This is a genomic window from Ochrobactrum sp. BTU1, from assembly GCA_018798825.1.
Classification (GTDB): domain Bacteria; phylum Pseudomonadota; class Alphaproteobacteria; order Rhizobiales; family Rhizobiaceae; genus Brucella.
In genome coordinates this window covers 1,564,023-1,581,292 of sequence record CP076354.1, presented here as the reverse complement: position 1 = coordinate 1,581,292, position 17,270 = coordinate 1,564,023, and the positions used below count along the sequence as shown (strand labels likewise).

Genomic DNA, 17,270 nt, shown 5'->3' with positions numbered 1-17,270 from the left:
CAGCGAGAGATGAAGGACGTATCAATGAAAAACATCCTCAAGAGTTTCGCTGCTTTCGGCATCGCTCCGCTGGTTGCGTTGGGTGTGACGATGGGTGGTGCTTTTGCCGCCGGTGGCGGTGAGGGGGAGCCGGAGCATTTTCCGATCCACCATCCAAAGCAGGAAAAGTGGACCTTCTCTGGCCCATTCGGAACTTATGACAAGGGACAGCTTCAGCGCGGTCTCAAGGTCTATAAGGAAGTCTGCTCTGCTTGCCATTCGATGAACCTGGTGGCCTTCCGCACGCTGGAAGACCTTGGCTATTCACCTGAGCAGGTAAAGGCATTTGCTGCGGAATATGAAGTACAGGATGGCCCGAATGCAGACGGTGAAATGTTCACCCGTAAGGCAATCCCGACTGATCATTTCCCATCGCCATTTGCGAATGCGAATGCAGCGGCTGCAGCTAACAACGGTGCAGCTCCGCCTGACTTCTCGCTGATTGCGAAGGCGCGTGCGGTTGAGCGTGGTTTCCCGACCTTTATCTTCGACATATTTACGCAATATGCTGAAGCGGGTCCGGATTACATCCACTCTCTGCTGACCGGCTATGATGAACAGCCGCCTGCAGGTATGCATGTACCGGAAGGCACGCACTACAATCCGTATTTCATCGCAGGCAAGTCGCTGGCCATGGCTAAGCCACTCAGTGACGATCAGGTGACTTACGATGATGGTTCTCCACAGACGGTGGACCAGTATGCACGTGACGTTTCTGCGTTTTTGATGTGGGCTGCAGAGCCGCATCTGGAAGATCGCAAGAAGACTGGCTTCCGCGTCATCATCTTCCTCATTCTGTTCGCCGGCCTTGTTTACATTGCCAAGCGTTCGGTCTGGTCTGATGTGAAGCACTGATCTTCTGATTAAAGTTGAATGTTAAGGGCGCTGCGAGGCGCCCTTTTCTTTTGCCCGTATGACATCAGCGATCTCGCGGTTTTGATCAGTGAACCACCATTCCCGGGATACACTGTCGAGAATGATCGGGAACGGCTTTGAATAAGCTTGGCGTAGCGGCCATATCGTGATTGAAGATAATCTGAAAAAAGAAGTGCTTTTGAAATGAGAAAAGCACCTTAGATTTATTCGCATCGAAAGGACTGAAAATGGAATCCGGGTTCAAAGCCACTTTGAAGGACGCGATCAGAACCATTCCCGATTATCCAAAACCCGGTGTTCAGTTCCGTGATGTCACCACGCTTATGGGCGATGCACAGGCATTTCGCCGTGCGGTGGATGAGCTGGTTTATCCTTATGCCGGAAACAAGGTCGATAAGGTTGCCGGTATCGAAGCACGTGGCTTCATTCTTGGCGGCGCGATTGCGCACCAGCTTTCGGCTGGTTTTGTGCCGATCCGCAAGAAGGGTAAGTTGCCGCGCGATACCGTTCGTATTGCCTACAGCCTGGAGTATGGCATCGACGAAATGGAAATGCACCGCGACGCCATCGAGAAGGGCGAACGCATCATTCTCGTTGACGATCTGATTGCTACTGGTGGCACGGCAGAAGCTGCAGCCAAGCTGCTTCTACAGATGGGTGCGAATATCGTAGCGGCCTGCTTTATCATCGATCTGCCAGACCTTGGCGGACGCAAGAAGCTCGAAGCGCTCGGCGTGCCGGTCCGCACACTTGTCGAATTTGAAGGTGATTGATTCACCTCACCCTCAGAAGAAAAGGCCCGGAGTTTTCCGGGCCTTTTTCGTTAAGCGGGCAGCTTTACCATGGCGGCATTGTCAAAGGACAAAACCTTGTCGCCGTTTTGGTTATAAGCACTGGTGCTCATACTCAGCATCGACCAGCCGGGGCGCGAGTTGAGAGGGCGGACCGCATGGACGATGCGCTTATAGGTGATCGTGTCGCCTGCATAGACCGGGCGCATCCATTTAAGGTTTTCAAAGCCGGGTGAGGGGCCAAATGTCGGCGGAACTTCGCCGCGCTTCATTGCATCTTTTGTTGCCTCAACAATGGATGCCACGTTCAGCTTCATGAAGACTGCTGTGGTATGCCAACCCGACGCACAGAGGCCGCCCAGTACGCTGTTCTTGGCTGCTTCCGCATCCAGATGAAACGGCTGCGGGTCGAACTTTGAAGCGAAGTGGATGATTTCTTCTGCGGTGAATGTATAGCTGCCGATGGTTAGTTCTTCACCAAGATGCTCTTCAATAAAGCTCATGCTTCGTCTCCTTCGCGCTCAGGATTGCGAAGGCCGACCATGGCGGTGTGCTGTAGTTCGCAAACAACCTCGCCACGCTGATTGACGATCTCGTTATAGACCGTGAGGAATCCCACATGCGGCATGGATTTAGAGCGGCGGCGATCAAGGACGGTTGAGAAACCGCTCAATGTATCGCCTGCAAGAACAGGCCGTTTCCAGCGGTTGAATTCTATGCCGGGGCTGCCTTGCGAGGTCGAATCTTTAAGATAGGCATCCCAGACCATGCGCATGAAAAGCGACACGGTATGCCAGCCCGAAGCAGCCAGACCTCCAAGGACGCTTGCCTTGCCAGCTCTCTCATCAAGGTGGAATGGCTGAGGGTCGAACTCTCGGGCGAATTCGATAATCTCTTCTTTGCTAACGGTGCGTGGTCCGAAGGGAAGCTTCAGTCCTTGCGTGAAATCTTCATACGCATATTTGGGCGTCTTATCAGTCAATCCGGTCTCCTCCCACCAGAGCGGCATTCGCCGCCCTGTTTCTTTGCCTGCGCATGTCTATAACCCCAAAACCGGTTCCCACTTTAGGGAGACATGCGTAGAAAAAAAGGCCGCTATTTTGTAGCGGCCTTTGTTTTATCAGGTATTGAAGCGGAACAGCATCACATCGCCGTCATGGACGATGTATTCCTTGCCTTCGTCCCGCGCCTTGCCTGCTTCCTTGGCGCCGACTTCACCATTGAACTTGATGTAGTCCTCATAGGCGATGGTCTGTGCACGAATGAAGCCGCGCTCAAAATCCGTATGAATCACGCCAGCAGCGCCCGGAGCTTTGGTTCCGCGACGGATAGTCCATGCGCGGGTTTCCTTGGGGCCAGCGGTGAAATAGGTGATGAGGTCGAGCAGCTTGTAGCCTGCACGAATAAGACGGTCGAGGCCCGGTTCCTCTAAGCCCATGGCGTCGAGATATTCCTTGGCTTCCTCGTCAGCGAGCTGTGCAACTTCAGCTTCAATCGCAGCTGAAATAATGACGCTTTCAGCACCCTGTTCTGCAGCCATCTTTGCAACAGCAGCACTATACTCATTGCCATTGGCAGCATCGCTTTCAGCGACGTTGCAGACATAAAGCACAGGCTTGGAGGTGAGCAGGTTAAGACCCTTGAGGATCAACAGATCATCTGGTGCAATGTCTTTCAGCATCAGGCGAACCGGCTTGCCGTTCTGCAGCAGCTCAAGTGCTTGTTCCATCACTGGCAGAACAGTCGTTGCTTCCTTGTCCTTGGACGAAGCGCGCTTGCGGATCTGAACGATGCGGCGCTCAATGCTTTCGAGGTCCGACAGCATCAACTCCGTTTCAACAGTTTCAGCGTCCGATACAGGATCGATACGGCCTTCAACATGGGTGATGTCGTCGTCTTCAAAGCAACGAAGAACATGCACGATCGCATCGACTTCACGGATGTTGGCGAGGAACTGGTTGCCCAGACCTTCACCCTTGGACGCGCCGCGCACCAAACCTGCAATATCAACGAAGTTGATGCGGGTCGGGATGATTTCCTTGGAACCTGCAATCTTCGCAATGCCATTCTGGCGAGGATCGGGAACTGCCACTTCGCCAGTATTAGGTTCAATGGTGCAGAATGGATAGTTTGCAGCCTGTGCTGCCGCAGTCTTGGTCAGCGCGTTAAAAAGCGTGGACTTGCCGACATTAGGCAGACCGACGATGCCGCATTTGAAACCCATGATATTCGTCCTTTATCGCTTTACGCGGTAAATTGAGCGCACGGCGCCATTATGAAGCGCCTTGGCGGATTGCAGATCCAGCCAGTGGCGTGATGATTTTTTGAAAGCCGGTTTGCCGCTTCCCAGAATGACCGGAATAGTTCCTATATCGATGATGTCAAGCAGGCCAGCATCAAGAAATTGCCGCGCCAGATCACCGCCGCCCATGAGCCATATGCGGCCATCCGCTCCCATGGCTTTCAACTTCGCGAGAAGTTCATCTGGCGTACCAGCCATAGTGGCGGTGCTTGCTGGCAGATTGTCGAATTTCTGATGCGTTGCAACAACGACTGGCAGTGGGCCATAAGGCCATTCCGGAATAGTACGAACCACATCAAAAGTGTCACGTCCCATGACGATGCCGGTGGTGCCAGCCATGAACTCATCGAAGCCGAAGCCGTCATCCGGCGGAAACTGTTCCAGCCAGTCAAAGCTGCCATCATCATTGGCGATGAAGCCATCAAGGCTCATTGCAAACATATAAACGACATCGCTCATAGCTTAGTCCTTTTTGCCAAGAAGCTTTTTCAGCATTTCAGCCATCGGACCACTCGCCGGAATGTTCGACTTGGCTGCGCTCTGGCGCGCCTGCCGAATGTGGCTCTGTGCTTTTGGTGGAGCTTTGGCTGCCTGTTCAGGGTCAGCTTTGAAGCCGTTGGGACGCTGATTGCCATCACCCATGACGACTGCCACGCGGTTCATGAAGCTGTTGTCTTCTTTTTTGGCCAGCAGGCCAATATTGTCCGAGATGGCGCCAAACAGCTTATCCAGCCATTCATTATCGACTTTGGCGAAGTCGCCCAGAACGTGGTTGTGAACCAGCTCTTTTGCGCCCGGATGGCCGATGCCAAGGCGCATACGGCGATAGTCTTTGCCGCCGGGGAAAGCCTGCACATGGGCGTCTATTGATTTGATACCATTATGACCACCGGAACCGCCGCCCGTCTTGATGCGCAGCTTTGCAGGCGCAAGGTCAAGCTCGTCATAGATCACGACGAGATCGGAAGGGGTCAGCTTGTAGAAGCGCATGGCTTCGCCAATTGACTGGCCGGAAAGGTTCATGAAAGTCATTGGCTTGATGAGAAGCACTTTTTCGCCGTCAATCACGCCATCGGCGATCTCGGCCTTGAACTTCTTCTGCCAGTTAGAAAATCTATGGCGGCGGAATATTTCATCCACCGCCATGAAACCGATATTGTGTCGGTTATGCGCATATTGGGGGCCGGGATTGCCAAGTCCTGCGATGAGCAGCATGGTTCAGAGCCCCTATAATGCGTAAAGCGATTATTCGCTTTCGTTGGCTTCTGCTTCGCCTTCTGCATTTTCTTCCGACTTGAGGCCGGCAGGTGCAGCAATGGTGGCGATCGTGAAGTCACGGTCCTGAATAGCAGCAGTTGCACCCTTCGGCAGCTTGATAGCCGAAATGTGAACCGAATCGCCGATTTCGAGACCGGTGAGGTCGAATTCGAGAGCTTCTGGAATCGCGTTCGCTGGAACGATCAGTTCAACGTCGTGACGAACGATGTTGAGAACGCCGCCGCGCTTGATGCCCGGTGCTGCTTCTTCGTTCTTGAAGTGAACTGGAACGTTGACGTGAACAACCGACTTCGCGGAAACGCGGAGGAAGTCAACGTGCTGTGGGAAGTCGCGAACTGGATCCAGCTGGTAGTCTTTAGGGAGAACCTGGATCTTCTTGCCGTCTACTTCGATCGTAGCAACAGTGGTTTTGAAGCCGCCGCCGTGGATCTTGTAGAAGATTTCCTTATAGGAAACAGCAATCGAGATTGGCTCCTGCTTGTCGCCATAGATGACTGCAGGAATCAGGCCGTTGCGGCGAAGTTCGCGGGAGGACCCCTTACCAACCCGGCTGCGCAGATCGGCCTTGAGCACGTAAGTATCGCTCATGGCATTACCTTTCAAAGTTACTGGAGTGTCGATCGCAGTTTTAACTGAGCATTTTCATGCTCCAGCGAACGACATGAAACAGCCCGAAATGCCCCTCACAGAGTGAAAGACCGGACCGCTCCATTCCGCGTTGCCTCCAAGGGTGTCTACGCGGATGGCAGGCCTATAGACCATAGGCATTCCATGTGCAAGTTTTTTGCCTGTGAAACACAGCTTCTGTGGGCTTTTGTCTTAACGGGTGGCATTGGCCACGTCAAAAATGTTAAGCGCATCGCTGATCGACCGCCTTTGTATTGCGAGTCGTTATATCATTTATGAAACAAAGGAAACGAGATGCAGGTCGGTATCGACATGGGTTCTGTTGCTGGAAGCGGCTCTGCCTCGGCAGCGGCGCTTGGTGGTGGCAAGCAGGCCATGCTTGATCTTGAAGAGCTTCTCGCAACACGTCTTCTGGTGCAGGGTAATTCCGGCTCCGGCAAGTCGCATCTGCTGCGCCGCCTGCTAGAGCAGAGCGCGCAATGGGTGCAGCAGTGCATCATCGATCCTGAAGGCGATTTCGTAACGCTTGCCGATCTTTACGGCCATGTGGTTGTCGATGCTGCCCGCTCGGAAGCGGAACTCACGCGTATTGCGAGCCGCATTCGCCAGCATCGCGTGTCGGTCGTGCTCAATCTCGAAGGTCTGGATGTCGAGCAGCAGATGCGTGCGGCAGCTGCTTTCCTCGGCGGACTGTTCGATGCAGAGCGTGATTACTGGTATCCGATGCTGGTTGTGGTTGACGAAGCTCAGCTCTTTGCGCCTGCTGCTGCAGGCGAAGTATCAGATGAAGCGCGTAAGCTCTCGCTGGGTGCCATGACGAACCTGATGTGTCGTGGCCGCAAGCGTGGTCTGGCCGGTGTGATTGCCACACAGCGCCTTGCAAAGCTTGCCAAGAATGTCGCTGCCGAAGCATCGAACTTCCTGATGGGCCGCACCTTTCTTGATATTGATATGGCGCGCGCCTCTGATCTTCTCGGGATGGAGCGTAAGCAGGCAGAGCAGTTCCGCGATCTGCAACGCGGTCATTTCATTGCGCTTGGACCGGCCTTATCGCGCCGCCCGTTGCCGATCAAAATCGGAAAGGTCGAAACTTCTGCGCGTTCATCGTCGCCAAAACTCATGCCGTTGCCTGATGCACCGGAAGACGCGCGCGATCTGATCTTCACACCAGCGCCTGAAGAAATCCGGACTGTTGTTCGCCGCACGCCACCACCGCCTCCGCCACCATCGACGGCAGAAATTCTGGCGCAGGTGGCAAAGCCAAAGCCGGAAGCAGAGCCGGTTGAAGCGCCATTGTTTCCCGGCATTGTGGAAGCCGAGCGCGACAGTCTGCTTGAGAAGGTGATGCGCGAGATCGTTGATGATCCCGAAGCGTCTTTCCGTTCGGTCGCGGTGCTTTATCAGGATTTTCTTGTGCGCTGCCGCATTCACCGCGTTCCGGGTGAGCCGCTGGCTTTGCCTGCTTTCCGTCGTCGTCTTGCGGTTGCGCAAGCAAGCATTGAGAGCGATGTAGCCACCGGTGAGACATGGCAGAAGGCATTGGCGCTGTCTGAAAGCCTCACAGATGACGTGCAGGGTGTGTTTCTGATTGTCGCACAGGCGGCGGTAACGGGCGCTATATGCCCTTCGGATGCGGCACTCGCGCGTGCTTACGGCACCCATTCGCTAAGTCGTGCCCGACGTTTGCTGACCTATTTCGAAGAGCGTGGATTGCTGGTCGTGCGCAATGATTTCAAAGGCTTGCGCATTGTGAACTTCCCGGATCTCGAATGTGAGACGGCACCGGGCGACCCAAATGCTCCCGATGATCAGGCGGAGGAAGCGACTGCCGCTGAATAAAGCGGCTCTGTGCAAACCGTCATGAACCTGTAATGATCCTCGGTAACTGCTGGGAGGATTTTACAGAGAGCAAGAATGACGACAGCGCCGCAGCCTGATTTCCGAGAATTGTTTGTTACTTTTGGCAAAGTCGGGCTTTTGTCGTTTGGCGGACCAGCTGCGCAGATTGCCATGTTGCAGCGCATCCTTGTTGATGAAAAGCGCTGGATGGATCAGGAACGGCTGATCCACGCCCTTAATTTCTGTATGTTGCTGCCGGGACCTGAAGCCATGCAGCTTGCGACCTATGCGGGTTGGGCTGTCAAAGGCTGGCGCGGCGGGTTGCTGGCAGGGCTTTTGTTTGTTTTGCCCGGTGCGAGCGTGATGCTGGCTCTGTCGGCGCTTTATGTTGCCTTTGGACACGTCGATATTGTTGCTGGTCTGTTGTTCGGCCTCAAGGCGGCAGTGCTGGCGGTGGTGTTTGAAGCGCTTTACCGGATGGCGAAGCGCACATTGGCTTCCGGCTTTTCTTATGTGATAGCGATTGCCGCCTTTGTTGCGATTGCGCTTCTGAAGCTACCTTTTCCTATTGTCGTGCTGCTCGCAGCTTTAGCTGGCGGTTTGCGTCATTTGCTGCAAGGCGGTGGTGTGGCTACTTCTGTTACACACGCAGCTCCCCATGCATTTCGAGAGTTTTCGCTGCAAACTCTCATCTGGGGTGGCCTGTGGCTGGCGCCACTCATTGCGCTGTATCTGATCTTGGGCGAGCAGCATGTATTCACAGCTGAGGCCGCGTTCTTTTCTAAGCTTGCAGCCGTCACTTTTGGCGGAGCCTATGCAGCGCTGTCCTATACAGCGCAGCAAGCTGTCGAGCATTTCGGCTGGATGCAACCCGGTGAAATGCTGACCGGTCTGGGACTGGCCGAAACCACACCGGGGCCATTGATATTAGTGTTGGTCTTCGTCGGTTTTGTGGGTGCAGCCAATCTGTCTGGCCTGCCGCCACTGGTCGGCGGGCTTGTGGGCGGGTTAATCGCCCTCTGGTTTACCTTCGTGCCGTGCTTTCTCTGGATACTGGCTGGTGCGCCCTTTGTGGAGCGTCTGCGTCAGCTGCGCTGGCTGTCCGCCATGCTTGGCGGGATCACGGCGGCGGTGGTCGGCGTGATTGCCAATCTGGCGCTCTGGTTCTCGCTGCACGTCTTGTTTGCACAGGTTCGGGAAGTGCCACTCGGTGCCTTCACGCTGCCAACGCCAGTGTGGAGCACAATAGACAATGCCGCCGTCCTGATCGCAGGCGCGGCGGCATTATTGCTTATCGTTCTGAGGCTCAACATGCCGCTCGTGCTATTGCTTGCGGCATGTCTGGGCATTGTAATTAAATTAATCGAACAGGCTTGAAACCGACTCTTCAGCGGCGGTGCGCGCAACAGCTTCACCGATGAGGCTGGAGATCGACAGAACGCGGATATTTGGAGCGTCGTTGATGGCGGTTGTTGGCTGGATCGAGTCGGTTATGACCAACTCTTTCAGCTTTGAAGAAGCGATACGGGCAACAGCGCCACCCGACAGAACGCCGTGTGTGATGTAAGCGGTGACGCTTTTCGCGCCCTTGGCAAGCAGAGCTTCGGCCGCATTGCAGAGCGTGCCGCCGGAATCGACGATATCGTCGAACAGCAGGCAGTCTTTGCCGCTGACGTCACCAATGACGTTCATGACTTCCGATTCACCCGGACGTTCACGGCGCTTATCAACGATTGCGAGCTGAGCATCGATACGCTTTGCGAGCGAGCGAGCACGAACAACACCGCCAACGTCTGGCGAAACGACCATGCAATTGCCGGTCGGGTAGTTTGCCTTCACATCGCGCGCAATGACCGGAACAGCATAGAGGTTGTCGGTAGGAATATCGAAGAAGCCCTGAATCTGACCTGCATGAAGATCAAGCGTCAACACGCGGTTTGCACCGGCTTCGGTGATGAGGTTGGCAACCAGCTTTGCCGAGATCGGCGTGCGTGGGCCTGGCTTACGATCCTGACGAGCATAGCCGAAATAAGGGAGAACGGCAGTGATGCGGCGTGCTGACGAACGACGAAACGCGTCGATCATGATCAGCAGTTCCATCAGATTGTCGTTTGCCGGGTAGGAGGTCGATTGCAGAACGAATACGTCTTCGCCGCGCACGTTTTCCTGAATCTCTACGAAGATTTCCTGATCGGCAAAACGGCGAACACTGGCCTTACCGAGCGGGATGTTGAGATATTGAGCAACGGATTCGGCAAGAACCCGGTTGGAGTTGCCTGCGAAAAGTTTCATTCTTTTTGCCTCTGAAGCCGGAGCAGTTTCGTTCTGTCGCAAAAAGTCCGTGAAACGGACGTAATCTCTTATGTGAACGTGAGCCGAAGCAAGTTCGGTTACGCTATGCCACTCTTAAAAACTTTAAAGCCGCGTACTCTTTCACAAGGTGTCAAGTGCCGCAGCTTTCAAGGTTTTCTCGAATGAGCGGCCTATTGCAAAGAGTCACCGTCATTGCAAGTCCTGTCTGGCCACAATTACAGTAAAAAGCCTCCGCAAAGTGCTTTCCCACAGGGCTTCACCCATGATTCAGCAAAAGATTTCAGTCTTTTGCCGCATAAGTGCTTTCTCATGCGCGATTTGCCGCAAGCCAGGTCGAATATTCCTGCATGGTCTTGTCGGCGATTGATTGCATGGCAGAAGGCGGGACGATGCTCCATGAGTCTGCCGCAGCTCCCGGCACTTTTTCCTGCCCTTGAATGCGATGCAGGCGGTTACCGGTGGCATCCATAACGTCCCAGACATAGAGTACGGTCGTCTGATTATCTTCGGACAAGACCGAGAAATAGCCCTTCATGACGTAGGCTGCATCGGCGCCATTGTTGCCTGAAAGCTCTACGCCCTTTGCACGCGCATCGTCATTGATGCGATGGGTGAGGGGCGTGACCACATTAACCGGTGCTCCGATAATGGGAGCAATATAAAGCTTGCCCGGCTTCAGCGATGCTGAACGCTGCGGTGTTGTCGGCGTCGTTGTCTGTGCGGGCGTTGTGGCAGCAGGCGTCGCTGCCGGGTCAGTCGTTTGGCCCGTAGGTGGCGTTGTGGTTTGTCCGGATTGCTGATTGGCGCCCTGCACGTTCAATGCAGATTCAGTGCTATTGCAGGCGGCAAGCAGTCCAGCAAGCAACAGCATCACGGAAAGATGTGCCTTGTTCATGTTCAGCTTCATCTCCTGAAAGCGCAGACCACTCCCGCGCCAGTCGGATTTATCGCCGATTGTGCGCTACTTGGCAATGATATCAAGAGAATGGCGGGACAATGGCAGAGCTGCACCATTTGTGGTGAGATATGTTTGCCCCAGTGTCATCGCCGTTTCCGTGTCGGAATCCATGATGATCATGTGCGCAAAGAGCGTCATATCAGGCTGGATGCTTTCAGGACTGCCCGAATAGAACATCTGCGGGTCCATCCATGATGGCGTAAAGCGTGCGCCCACAGAATAACCACAGGCATTGAGCCTGTGCCGGGTAAGGCCATGCGCCTCCATCGTGCGCGAATGCGCGTCGAATACATCGCCGAATGTCGAAGCAGGTGTCATGGCTTCTTCAACGGCTTCCAACGCTTCGCGTGCGGCGTCATAAAGCTTTTGATGTTCAGGCCTTGGCTGACCAATGATGATCGTGCGCATCATCGGTGCATGGTAATGGCGATAAACGCCTGACCATTCGAGCGTGAGCTGGTCATTAGCGGAAAGCGTGCGGCGTCCCGCTTTGTAGCGGCAAAGCAGGGCATCTGCTCCAGAGCCGATAATATATTCATTGGCCGGATAGTCACCATCGCCTGCAAAATTAGCTGCCATCATCGCAGCGAGAATATCGGCTTCACTCGCGCCAGCCTTGACCAGTTTCAGGGCCGCATCAAGCGCATCATCACTGAGTTCCGCTGCGCGCTTGGTGAAAGCAATTTCAGCAGGGCTTTTGAGAAGGCGCAAACTGTCGACCATGCCCGATGCATCATAGAGCTTGGCAAAGCTCTGCAACTGCTCATCAAGTTTGCGGGCATTGGCACCGGTGAGGCCGTGGGTTTGGTATTCGATACCGATGCGCGTGCCGAGCAGATCAAGCTCAGTGAGAATGTTGCGCAGATCGATTGCCGGGTTCGCATTGTCGCGATCAGTCCAGACAACGATATTCTCGATGTTAGAGGTATGGCGCGCTTGCCTTAGATCGGCGGAGCGCGTCATCAACACGCTTGTACCGTCGGCTTTGACAACGAGACACTGGAAAAAGCAAAAGCCGAACGTGTCATAGCCGGTCAGCCAATACATGCTTTCCTGCGCGAAAAGCAGCAAAGCATCCAGTTTCTCTTCCTCCATCTTCAAGATCAGACGGTCGCGACGTGCGGCGAATTCTTCCGGCTCGAAGTGAAGGGCCATGCGGTTCTCCTTAATCTTCTACAATGGCGATGGCAGCAATCTGACGACCGTAATCCGGCTCGCCGCGATGCGTCGTGCGCCGATAGGAATAAAACTGGTCTTCATCGGCATAGGTGCACTGACGCAGTGCTTCCGCTCTGACACCTGCGCTGGTCAGACGGTCGGTGATGAAGGCCCAGAGATCGAAAAGCTTGTGACCTTCCTTGTCCGAAGGCTCAAAATATTTCGTGTAGGATGCGTCTTTGCCGGTGAATTCTGAGTAGAATTCCGGACCGACTTCATAATTCTCGGGGCCAATCGTTGGGCCAAGAACGGCAACAATGTTCTCGCGTCTGGCACCCAGCTTGATCATCGCTTCAACGGTGTTTTCAAGTACGCCCGTAAAGGCACCGCGCCAGCCTGCATGGGCCGAGCCGATGACACCTGATTCATGATCGGCAAACAGCACCGGGCCACAATCAGCCGACAGCGCGCCAATCGCAATGCCCGGAACATTCGTCACCATTGCGTCGGCCTTTGGACGTGGTGAGCTCAACGGTTCTGTGACGTAAACCACGTCGGGCGAATGAACCTGATGCACAGTCATCAGATGGTCGGACGCAATACCAAGTGTTTCGGCAACGCGGCGGCGATTCTCGGTCACGAGTTCCGGCACGTCATTTGAGCCGCTGCCAACGTTGAGGCCAGCGTAAATGCCATCTGAAACGCCACCTTTGCGGGTGAAAAAGCCATGCGCAATACGCTTGCCGTTTGGTCCGGCAGGGCCGTCCAGTAAAGGGGAGCGAAGCGGTTGCGGCTTATCGATCATTAGCTTTCTCTTTTCAAACGGCTGGATGGTGGGGGAGCAAGATTGGCTTGTCAATTGAAGCTTTTTGACGATACAATTTATTGGGATGTATCAAGGGGGAAGATTTTTGTTTGTTGGTCAGCAATTGCCAGCACTTTGAAAAGTGTTCCCATCTGGTCCGGTGCCGCCAATCGTTCGACGTCTTCGCGAATTTTATTCTGGAAAGTTTCGTCACGCCCGGCACCTAAGCGACCGGCACGGTCGATGAGGCCCATAGCGAGCAGAAAGTCACCTTGCGTCATGGTTGCGGTCAGGCAGCCGCAATTGCGCGCGGTTTTTTCCAGCATGTCGAAATCGACATGGCTGGTCAGGTCTGCTTCTCCCGGGTTTGCGAAGACGTCATCATAGGCGTGTTTCAGCATGGCTTGCAGCGTATCGCCAAAGCCTGATTGCAGATGGCCATAATCGATGGAGAGTGCTGCACCTCGCGTTGCGGCAATGCGCTGCGCAATTTCCTGCATCAAAGCGGTGCGAGCAGGGGCAGCTTCAAAGATCGTGCCGTCGGGCACTGTCTGATGGCCTGTGGGCAACAGGGCTGCATCTATACCGCCTGCGCCGCTGACGAACTGGAGCTCGTCTTGTTCATTGAGTGCTATCAGCCGTTCGACAAAGCGGCCATCGGCTTTCACGAACTGCCTGATCGGGATCGCGTCGAACAATTCGTTGGAAACGAGGATCAGCGGGCCATCAGGAATATCTGCAAAGCGTTCAAACCAGTCGATTGAATATCCGGTGTTTGAAAGCTTCTCCTTCTGCTTTTCAATGAGGCGCGGACTGGTCTCGACCATGGCGACACGAATTGAAGCGGCCATTTGCGGTGCGAGCTTGGCGAGCGTGCGCAGAATGTCACTCATCAATGTGCCGCGGCCGGGGCCAATTTCGCAAAGTACAGCGTTATCAGGGCGTCCGAGAGCGTCCCACACGCCGACACACCAGATGCCGATGAGTTCGCCGAACATCTGGCTCACTTCTGGGGCGGTGATGAAATCGCCGTCCCGCCCGAAGGGTTCGCGTGTGGTGTAGTAACCCTGTTCCCGATCACCAAGGCAGGCGGCCATGTAGTCGGCGACGCTGATCGGCCCTGTGGTGCCGATCAATCGTTTCAACCGGTCTTTCAGTGTTGCCTCAGGCATTCTTCGCTGCTGCCCGATTGGCACGCCACATGGCCCAAAGGCCGATGATCATCATTGGCAGCGATAGGATCATCCCCATGGTCAGCCAGCCGCCGAAGAGATAGCCAAGCTGGGCATCCGGTTCGCGGAAGAACTCGACGATAATGCGGCTGAGACCATAACCAAGGACGAATGTTCCAGCGATAAAGCCTGGGGCTTTCAGCTTTTTTCCAACCCACACGAGCAGAAGAAGAACGAAGAACAGCACAAAGCCTTCGAGGAATGCTTCATAGAGTTGGCTTGGGTGACGTGGTTCTGGTCCGCCATTTGGGAAATAGAAAGCCCATGGCACATCACTGACACGGCCCCAGAGCTCGGAATTGATGAAGTTTGCCACGCGCACGACGCCAAGTCCGACGGGGACGCCTGCTGCAATCACATCGAACATGCTCCAGACCTTGATGCCGCGCGAGCGCGCGAACCAGATCATCGCGATTGTGGTGCCTAAGGTTCCGCCATGGAACGACATGCCGCCATCCCATACCGCAGGAATGGCCAGCGGATTGGAGAGATAATAGGAGAAGTTATAGAACAGCACATAGCCGATACGCCCGCCGAGCACGACGCCAAGCGCTGCCCAGATGACGAAATCATCAAGCGCTTCGGGTTGCATTGGCGGCTGATTATTACCCCACAGACGATGATTGCGTAGCAGTTTCTTGCCGTACCACCATGCGAACATGATGCCGACGACATATCCCAGCCCATACCAATGAACGGCGAGGGGGCCGACCGAGAAGATCACCGGATCGATATTTGGAAAAGCCAGAGCCGAAACCGGCAGCAACGTCTCTATCATTCAATTACTCCATTTTCCGGCGGAAGATGCGCGACGATATCTGAGTGGTCAAGTCATCACGTTTATACAGCTTCACTTGCATCAGAACCGAGACGGCCCTATTTCAAAATCAGGTTTTCAACAAGACCGTATCGAAGATAGGAAAGAATGCCATGACCAGCGGATCAAACCGGGTTCTCGATGAACTCGCCAAGCTTGTGACTGATGCGGCAGGCGCTGCGCAAGGCGTACGCCGCGAAGTAGAGACAGCATTGCGCTCGCAGAGCGAACGCGTGCTCAATACGTTCGATGTCGTGCAGCGTGAAGACTTCGAAGCGGTGCGTGAAATGGCAATCAAGGCGCGTGCTGAAAACGCTGCTCTGCTTGTTAAAATTGAAGCATTGGAAGCCCGTCTTGCCAAATTCGAAGTTGATTCGACTGCCAAAACGGCAAAAACCTCTGCTTCGGCTGCTAAATCCAAAGATAATTCATAATTTTTTATTAACAGGCTGTAAGTGCCAAAAACCCTTGTCTTAGAGTCGCTTAAGGCAGGGGTTGCGGTCCGCTCAAATCATATTTCCACATGCTTTAATGCCTCTTTTTATAAAAGGGGCTGGCGTTCAGATTCAGCATCAATAGACTGAAAACACTACATGATTCGTAATGTGGTCATGTAGGCAGCGGCGAGAGGCTGTAGTTTTAGTTTTCGCGTCTTCCAGGCTGCTTTCCAGTATCAGTTGCGTATGTGCGTGTGCCATTGAGGCGTTGCATGCTGTCTAAGCATGTCAGTTCCTCAACCGATCAATTCGTGCCTGTTTTTCTGCACTTATTCTTGTGCAGGGCCGGGTACGGGCGAGCAGTAACTTGCGCGCCGGGAATTTGGAGGTGTCTTTCGAGGCGCTTCCCAGAACAGGAAACGGACATGAGCCTTCTTGAGCTTGAATTTGCACGCGAAGCACATCCAGTGGATGTGATCGAGCATGTTGCGAATTCAAACGACTGGACGTTCGAGCGGACTGGCGACGACGAAATTGCAATTTCGGTAGCAGGTAACTGGACTGACTACCACATCTCGTTCTCCTGGATGGAGGACTTTGAAGCTCTGCATCTGGCCTGTGCCTTTGACATCAAGGTTGCTGAACCTCGGGTCAATGAAGTGATGCGGTTGCTGTCGCTCATCAACGAAAAGCTTTTGATGGGCCACTTCGATCTCTGGCAGCAGGAAGGCGCGATCATGTATCGTCAGTCGCTTCTGCTTGCTGGTGGTGCGGAGCCGACCAGCCGTCAGGTTGAAGTGTTGCTTTCGGCAGCGCTTGAAGCTTGCGAAAACTACTTCCAGGCGTTTCAGTTTGTCGTTTGGTCCGGTGTCAGTGCGCGTGAAGCGCTGGAAAGCGTGCTGTTCGAGACGGTCGGACGCGCATAATCAATTCAAATCCCGGCAGGGTTCGCCGGGATTTTACTTTCGGGGGGGATAAAATGAGCGGAACTGAAACGATCAACTGGGCCGATTTCGAGAAGGTCGATATTCGCACAGGAACCATCGTTGAGGCCGTGCCATTCCCGGAAGCACGCAAGCCAGCTTTTAAGCTGAAGATCGATTTTGGCGACAAGATCGGTATTAAGAAGTCGTCTGCACAAATCACCAAGCATTATCAGCCGGAGGATCTGGTCGGTCGGCAGATCATGGCTGTGGTCAATTTTCCACCACGGCAGATCGGACCTTTCATGTCCGAAGTGCTGACACTTGGTTTTCCTGACGAAAATGGCGATGTTGTTCTCGCCGCAATCGATAAAAAAGTCCAAGACGGCGTTAAGCTATTCTGATCTTCTATCTGTGATTTGTGCATATCGCATGTTCTGTGCGATTGATCGCGCAAGCAACGGATAGGAATGGAACAGATGCAGGGAACGATCGTCGTCGCCATCGGTGGAGCACTTGGCAGTGTTTTGCGCTACTGGTTTGCCATCTGGCTGACACCGGTGAGCAAAGATTTGCCGTGGGGTACGATCGTCGTCAACATCATCGGTTCATTTGCTATCGCCTTTTTTGGCGCCATGACGATGGCATCAAGCCGTTTCGAAGTGCCCGAAATATGGCGTATTGCCTTTATGGTCGGTATTTGTGGTGGCTTCACCACCTTTTCCTCATTCAGTGTACAGACGTTCGAGTTGCTGCGGCTTGGGATGCCGGGTCGCGCTCTTATGAATGTCGGCATTTCGCTCTTCGTCTGCCTGGCTGCAACGGCGCTCGGTTATGTTGTGGGACAGGCGATCAGCAAGGTTTAGAGTGCGTGA

General features: G+C 54.2%; 20 protein-coding genes. 8 read left to right on the top strand and 12 right to left on the bottom strand.

What is annotated here, in order from left to right:
• Window positions 1-24: 24 nt before the first annotated feature.
• Both KMS41_07665 and KMS41_07660 read left to right on the top strand, forming a co-directional pair.
• Window positions 25-894, top strand: coding sequence for a cytochrome c1 (locus KMS41_07665; GenBank protein ID QWK76989.1), 870 nt, complete (start codon window positions 25-27; stop codon window positions 892-894).
• Window positions 895-1,142: 248 nt separating this feature from the next.
• Entirely contained in the window at window positions 1,143-1,688 is a 546-nt protein-coding gene (locus KMS41_07660; protein ID QWK76988.1) for an adenine phosphoribosyltransferase, read from the top strand.
• A 50-nt stretch (window positions 1,689-1,738) separates the two neighbouring features.
• Here KMS41_07660 and KMS41_07655 read toward each other — a convergent pair whose 3' ends face one another.
• The 6 genes from KMS41_07655 to KMS41_07630 form a co-directional block, all read right to left on the bottom strand.
• Complete coding sequence (locus tag KMS41_07655) at window positions 1,739-2,209, bottom strand: MaoC family dehydratase (GenBank protein ID QWK76987.1); 471 nt, start codon at window positions 2,207-2,209, stop codon at window positions 1,739-1,741.
• Window positions 2,206-2,688, bottom strand: a complete 483-nt coding sequence (locus tag KMS41_07650; GenBank protein QWK76986.1) for a MaoC family dehydratase — start codon at window positions 2,686-2,688, stop codon at window positions 2,206-2,208. The genes KMS41_07655 and KMS41_07650 overlap by 4 nt, the downstream gene beginning before the upstream one ends.
• A 138-nt stretch (window positions 2,689-2,826) precedes the next feature.
• A complete protein-coding gene (gene ychF, locus KMS41_07645; protein ID QWK76985.1) occupies window positions 2,827-3,930 on the bottom strand; it encodes a redox-regulated ATPase YchF in 1,104 nt (367 codons plus the stop codon).
• Between the two features lie 12 nt (window positions 3,931-3,942).
• The gene (locus KMS41_07640) at window positions 3,943-4,467 is read right to left on the bottom strand and encodes a dihydrofolate reductase family protein (protein ID QWK76984.1); all 525 of its coding nucleotides are present in this window, start codon (window positions 4,465-4,467) and stop codon (window positions 3,943-3,945) included.
• A gap of 3 nt (window positions 4,468-4,470) precedes the next feature.
• Window positions 4,471-5,223 (bottom strand): aminoacyl-tRNA hydrolase, encoded by a 753-nt coding sequence (gene pth / locus KMS41_07635; protein QWK76983.1) that lies wholly within the window; start codon window positions 5,221-5,223, stop codon window positions 4,471-4,473.
• A gap of 30 nt (window positions 5,224-5,253) precedes the next feature.
• Window positions 5,254-5,874: a 50S ribosomal protein L25/general stress protein Ctc gene (locus KMS41_07630; protein ID QWK76982.1), complete on the bottom strand. Its 621-nt coding sequence runs from the start codon at window positions 5,872-5,874 to the stop codon at window positions 5,254-5,256.
• Window positions 5,875-6,207: 333 nt separating this feature from the next.
• Between KMS41_07630 and KMS41_07625 the strand changes: the two genes are divergently transcribed.
• Window positions 6,208-7,752, top strand: a complete 1,545-nt coding sequence (locus KMS41_07625) for an ATP-binding protein (GenBank protein QWK76981.1) — start codon at window positions 6,208-6,210, stop codon at window positions 7,750-7,752.
• 75 nt (window positions 7,753-7,827) lie between these two features.
• Window positions 7,828-9,129 (top strand): chromate efflux transporter, encoded by a 1,302-nt coding sequence (gene chrA / locus KMS41_07620; protein ID QWK76980.1) that lies wholly within the window; start codon window positions 7,828-7,830, stop codon window positions 9,127-9,129.
• Here the strand turns inward: chrA and KMS41_07615 are convergent.
• From KMS41_07615 to lgt, 6 genes are all read right to left on the bottom strand, one after another.
• Window positions 9,112-10,044 carry a ribose-phosphate pyrophosphokinase gene (locus KMS41_07615; GenBank protein QWK76979.1) on the bottom strand — a complete coding sequence of 311 codons (933 nt, stop codon included), beginning with the start codon at window positions 10,042-10,044 and terminating at the stop codon, window positions 9,112-9,114. The genes chrA and KMS41_07615 overlap by 18 nt on opposite strands.
• Window positions 10,045-10,372: 328 nt before the next feature.
• Window positions 10,373-10,972, bottom strand: a complete 600-nt coding sequence (locus KMS41_07610; GenBank protein ID QWK76978.1) for a hypothetical protein — start codon at window positions 10,970-10,972, stop codon at window positions 10,373-10,375.
• Window positions 10,973-11,026: 54 nt separating this feature from the next.
• On the bottom strand, window positions 11,027-12,178 hold the full coding sequence (locus KMS41_07605) for a Xaa-Pro peptidase family protein (protein QWK76977.1): 1,152 nt from the start codon (window positions 12,176-12,178) through the stop codon (window positions 11,027-11,029).
• A gap of 10 nt (window positions 12,179-12,188) precedes the next feature.
• Window positions 12,189-12,986 (bottom strand): peptidoglycan editing factor PgeF, encoded by a 798-nt coding sequence (gene pgeF / locus KMS41_07600; GenBank protein ID QWK76976.1) that lies wholly within the window; start codon window positions 12,984-12,986, stop codon window positions 12,189-12,191.
• Between the two features lie 77 nt (window positions 12,987-13,063).
• Window positions 13,064-14,158, bottom strand: coding sequence for a class I SAM-dependent methyltransferase (locus KMS41_07595; protein ID QWK76975.1), 1,095 nt, complete (start codon window positions 14,156-14,158; stop codon window positions 13,064-13,066).
• Window positions 14,151-14,996 (bottom strand): prolipoprotein diacylglyceryl transferase, encoded by an 846-nt coding sequence (gene lgt, locus KMS41_07590; GenBank protein ID QWK76974.1) that lies wholly within the window; start codon window positions 14,994-14,996, stop codon window positions 14,151-14,153. The genes KMS41_07595 and lgt overlap by 8 nt, the downstream gene beginning before the upstream one ends.
• A 152-nt stretch (window positions 14,997-15,148) precedes the next feature.
• Here lgt and KMS41_07585 point away from each other — a divergent pair, with 152 nt between their 5' ends.
• From KMS41_07585 to crcB, 4 genes are all read left to right on the top strand, one after another.
• Entirely contained in the window at window positions 15,149-15,469 is a 321-nt protein-coding gene (locus KMS41_07585) for an accessory factor UbiK family protein (protein QWK76973.1), read from the top strand.
• A 428-nt stretch (window positions 15,470-15,897) separates the two neighbouring features.
• Window positions 15,898-16,398, top strand: coding sequence for a YbjN domain-containing protein (locus KMS41_07580; protein ID QWK76972.1), 501 nt, complete (start codon window positions 15,898-15,900; stop codon window positions 16,396-16,398).
• Between the two features lie 53 nt (window positions 16,399-16,451).
• A complete protein-coding gene (locus tag KMS41_07575) occupies window positions 16,452-16,799 on the top strand; it encodes a tRNA-binding protein (GenBank protein QWK76971.1) in 348 nt (115 codons plus the stop codon).
• 66 nt (window positions 16,800-16,865) lie between these two features.
• Window positions 16,866-17,261 carry a fluoride efflux transporter CrcB gene (crcB, locus tag KMS41_07570; GenBank protein QWK76970.1) on the top strand — a complete coding sequence of 132 codons (396 nt, stop codon included), beginning with the start codon at window positions 16,866-16,868 and terminating at the stop codon, window positions 17,259-17,261.
• Window positions 17,262-17,270: the final 9 nt, after the last annotated feature.

Excerpts from the sequence above, each read along its gene's own strand:
- chrA (QWK76980.1), top strand. The coding sequence starts at position 7,828 with ATGACGACAGCGCCGCAGCCTGATTTCCGAGAATTGTTTGTTACTTTT.
- crcB (QWK76970.1), top strand. The coding sequence starts at position 16,866 with ATGGAACAGATGCAGGGAACGATCGTCGTCGCCATCGGTGGAGCACTT.
- KMS41_07660 (QWK76988.1), top strand. The coding sequence starts at position 1,143 with ATGGAATCCGGGTTCAAAGCCACTTTGAAGGACGCGATCAGAACCATT.
- ychF (QWK76985.1), bottom strand. The coding sequence starts at position 3,930 with ATGGGTTTCAAATGCGGCATCGTCGGTCTGCCTAATGTCGGCAAGTCC.
- KMS41_07625 (QWK76981.1), top strand. The coding sequence starts at position 6,208 with ATGCAGGTCGGTATCGACATGGGTTCTGTTGCTGGAAGCGGCTCTGCC.
- KMS41_07640 (QWK76984.1), bottom strand. The coding sequence starts at position 4,467 with ATGAGCGATGTCGTTTATATGTTTGCAATGAGCCTTGATGGCTTCATC.
- KMS41_07655 (QWK76987.1), bottom strand. The coding sequence starts at position 2,209 with ATGAGCTTTATTGAAGAGCATCTTGGTGAAGAACTAACCATCGGCAGC.
- KMS41_07580 (QWK76972.1), top strand. The coding sequence starts at position 15,898 with ATGAGCCTTCTTGAGCTTGAATTTGCACGCGAAGCACATCCAGTGGAT.
- KMS41_07585 (QWK76973.1), top strand. The coding sequence starts at position 15,149 with ATGACCAGCGGATCAAACCGGGTTCTCGATGAACTCGCCAAGCTTGTG.
- KMS41_07575 (QWK76971.1), top strand. The coding sequence starts at position 16,452 with ATGAGCGGAACTGAAACGATCAACTGGGCCGATTTCGAGAAGGTCGAT.
- pth (QWK76983.1), bottom strand. The coding sequence starts at position 5,223 with ATGCTGCTCATCGCAGGACTTGGCAATCCCGGCCCCCAATATGCGCAT.
- pgeF (QWK76976.1), bottom strand. The coding sequence starts at position 12,986 with ATGATCGATAAGCCGCAACCGCTTCGCTCCCCTTTACTGGACGGCCCT.
- KMS41_07605 (QWK76977.1), bottom strand. The coding sequence starts at position 12,178 with ATGGCCCTTCACTTCGAGCCGGAAGAATTCGCCGCACGTCGCGACCGT.
- KMS41_07615 (QWK76979.1), bottom strand. The coding sequence starts at position 10,044 with ATGAAACTTTTCGCAGGCAACTCCAACCGGGTTCTTGCCGAATCCGTT.
- KMS41_07595 (QWK76975.1), bottom strand. The coding sequence starts at position 14,158 with ATGCCTGAGGCAACACTGAAAGACCGGTTGAAACGATTGATCGGCACC.
- KMS41_07610 (QWK76978.1), bottom strand. The coding sequence starts at position 10,972 with ATGAAGCTGAACATGAACAAGGCACATCTTTCCGTGATGCTGTTGCTT.
- lgt (QWK76974.1), bottom strand. The coding sequence starts at position 14,996 with ATGATAGAGACGTTGCTGCCGGTTTCGGCTCTGGCTTTTCCAAATATC.
- KMS41_07630 (QWK76982.1), bottom strand. The coding sequence starts at position 5,874 with ATGAGCGATACTTACGTGCTCAAGGCCGATCTGCGCAGCCGGGTTGGT.
- KMS41_07665 (QWK76989.1), top strand. The coding sequence starts at position 25 with ATGAAAAACATCCTCAAGAGTTTCGCTGCTTTCGGCATCGCTCCGCTG.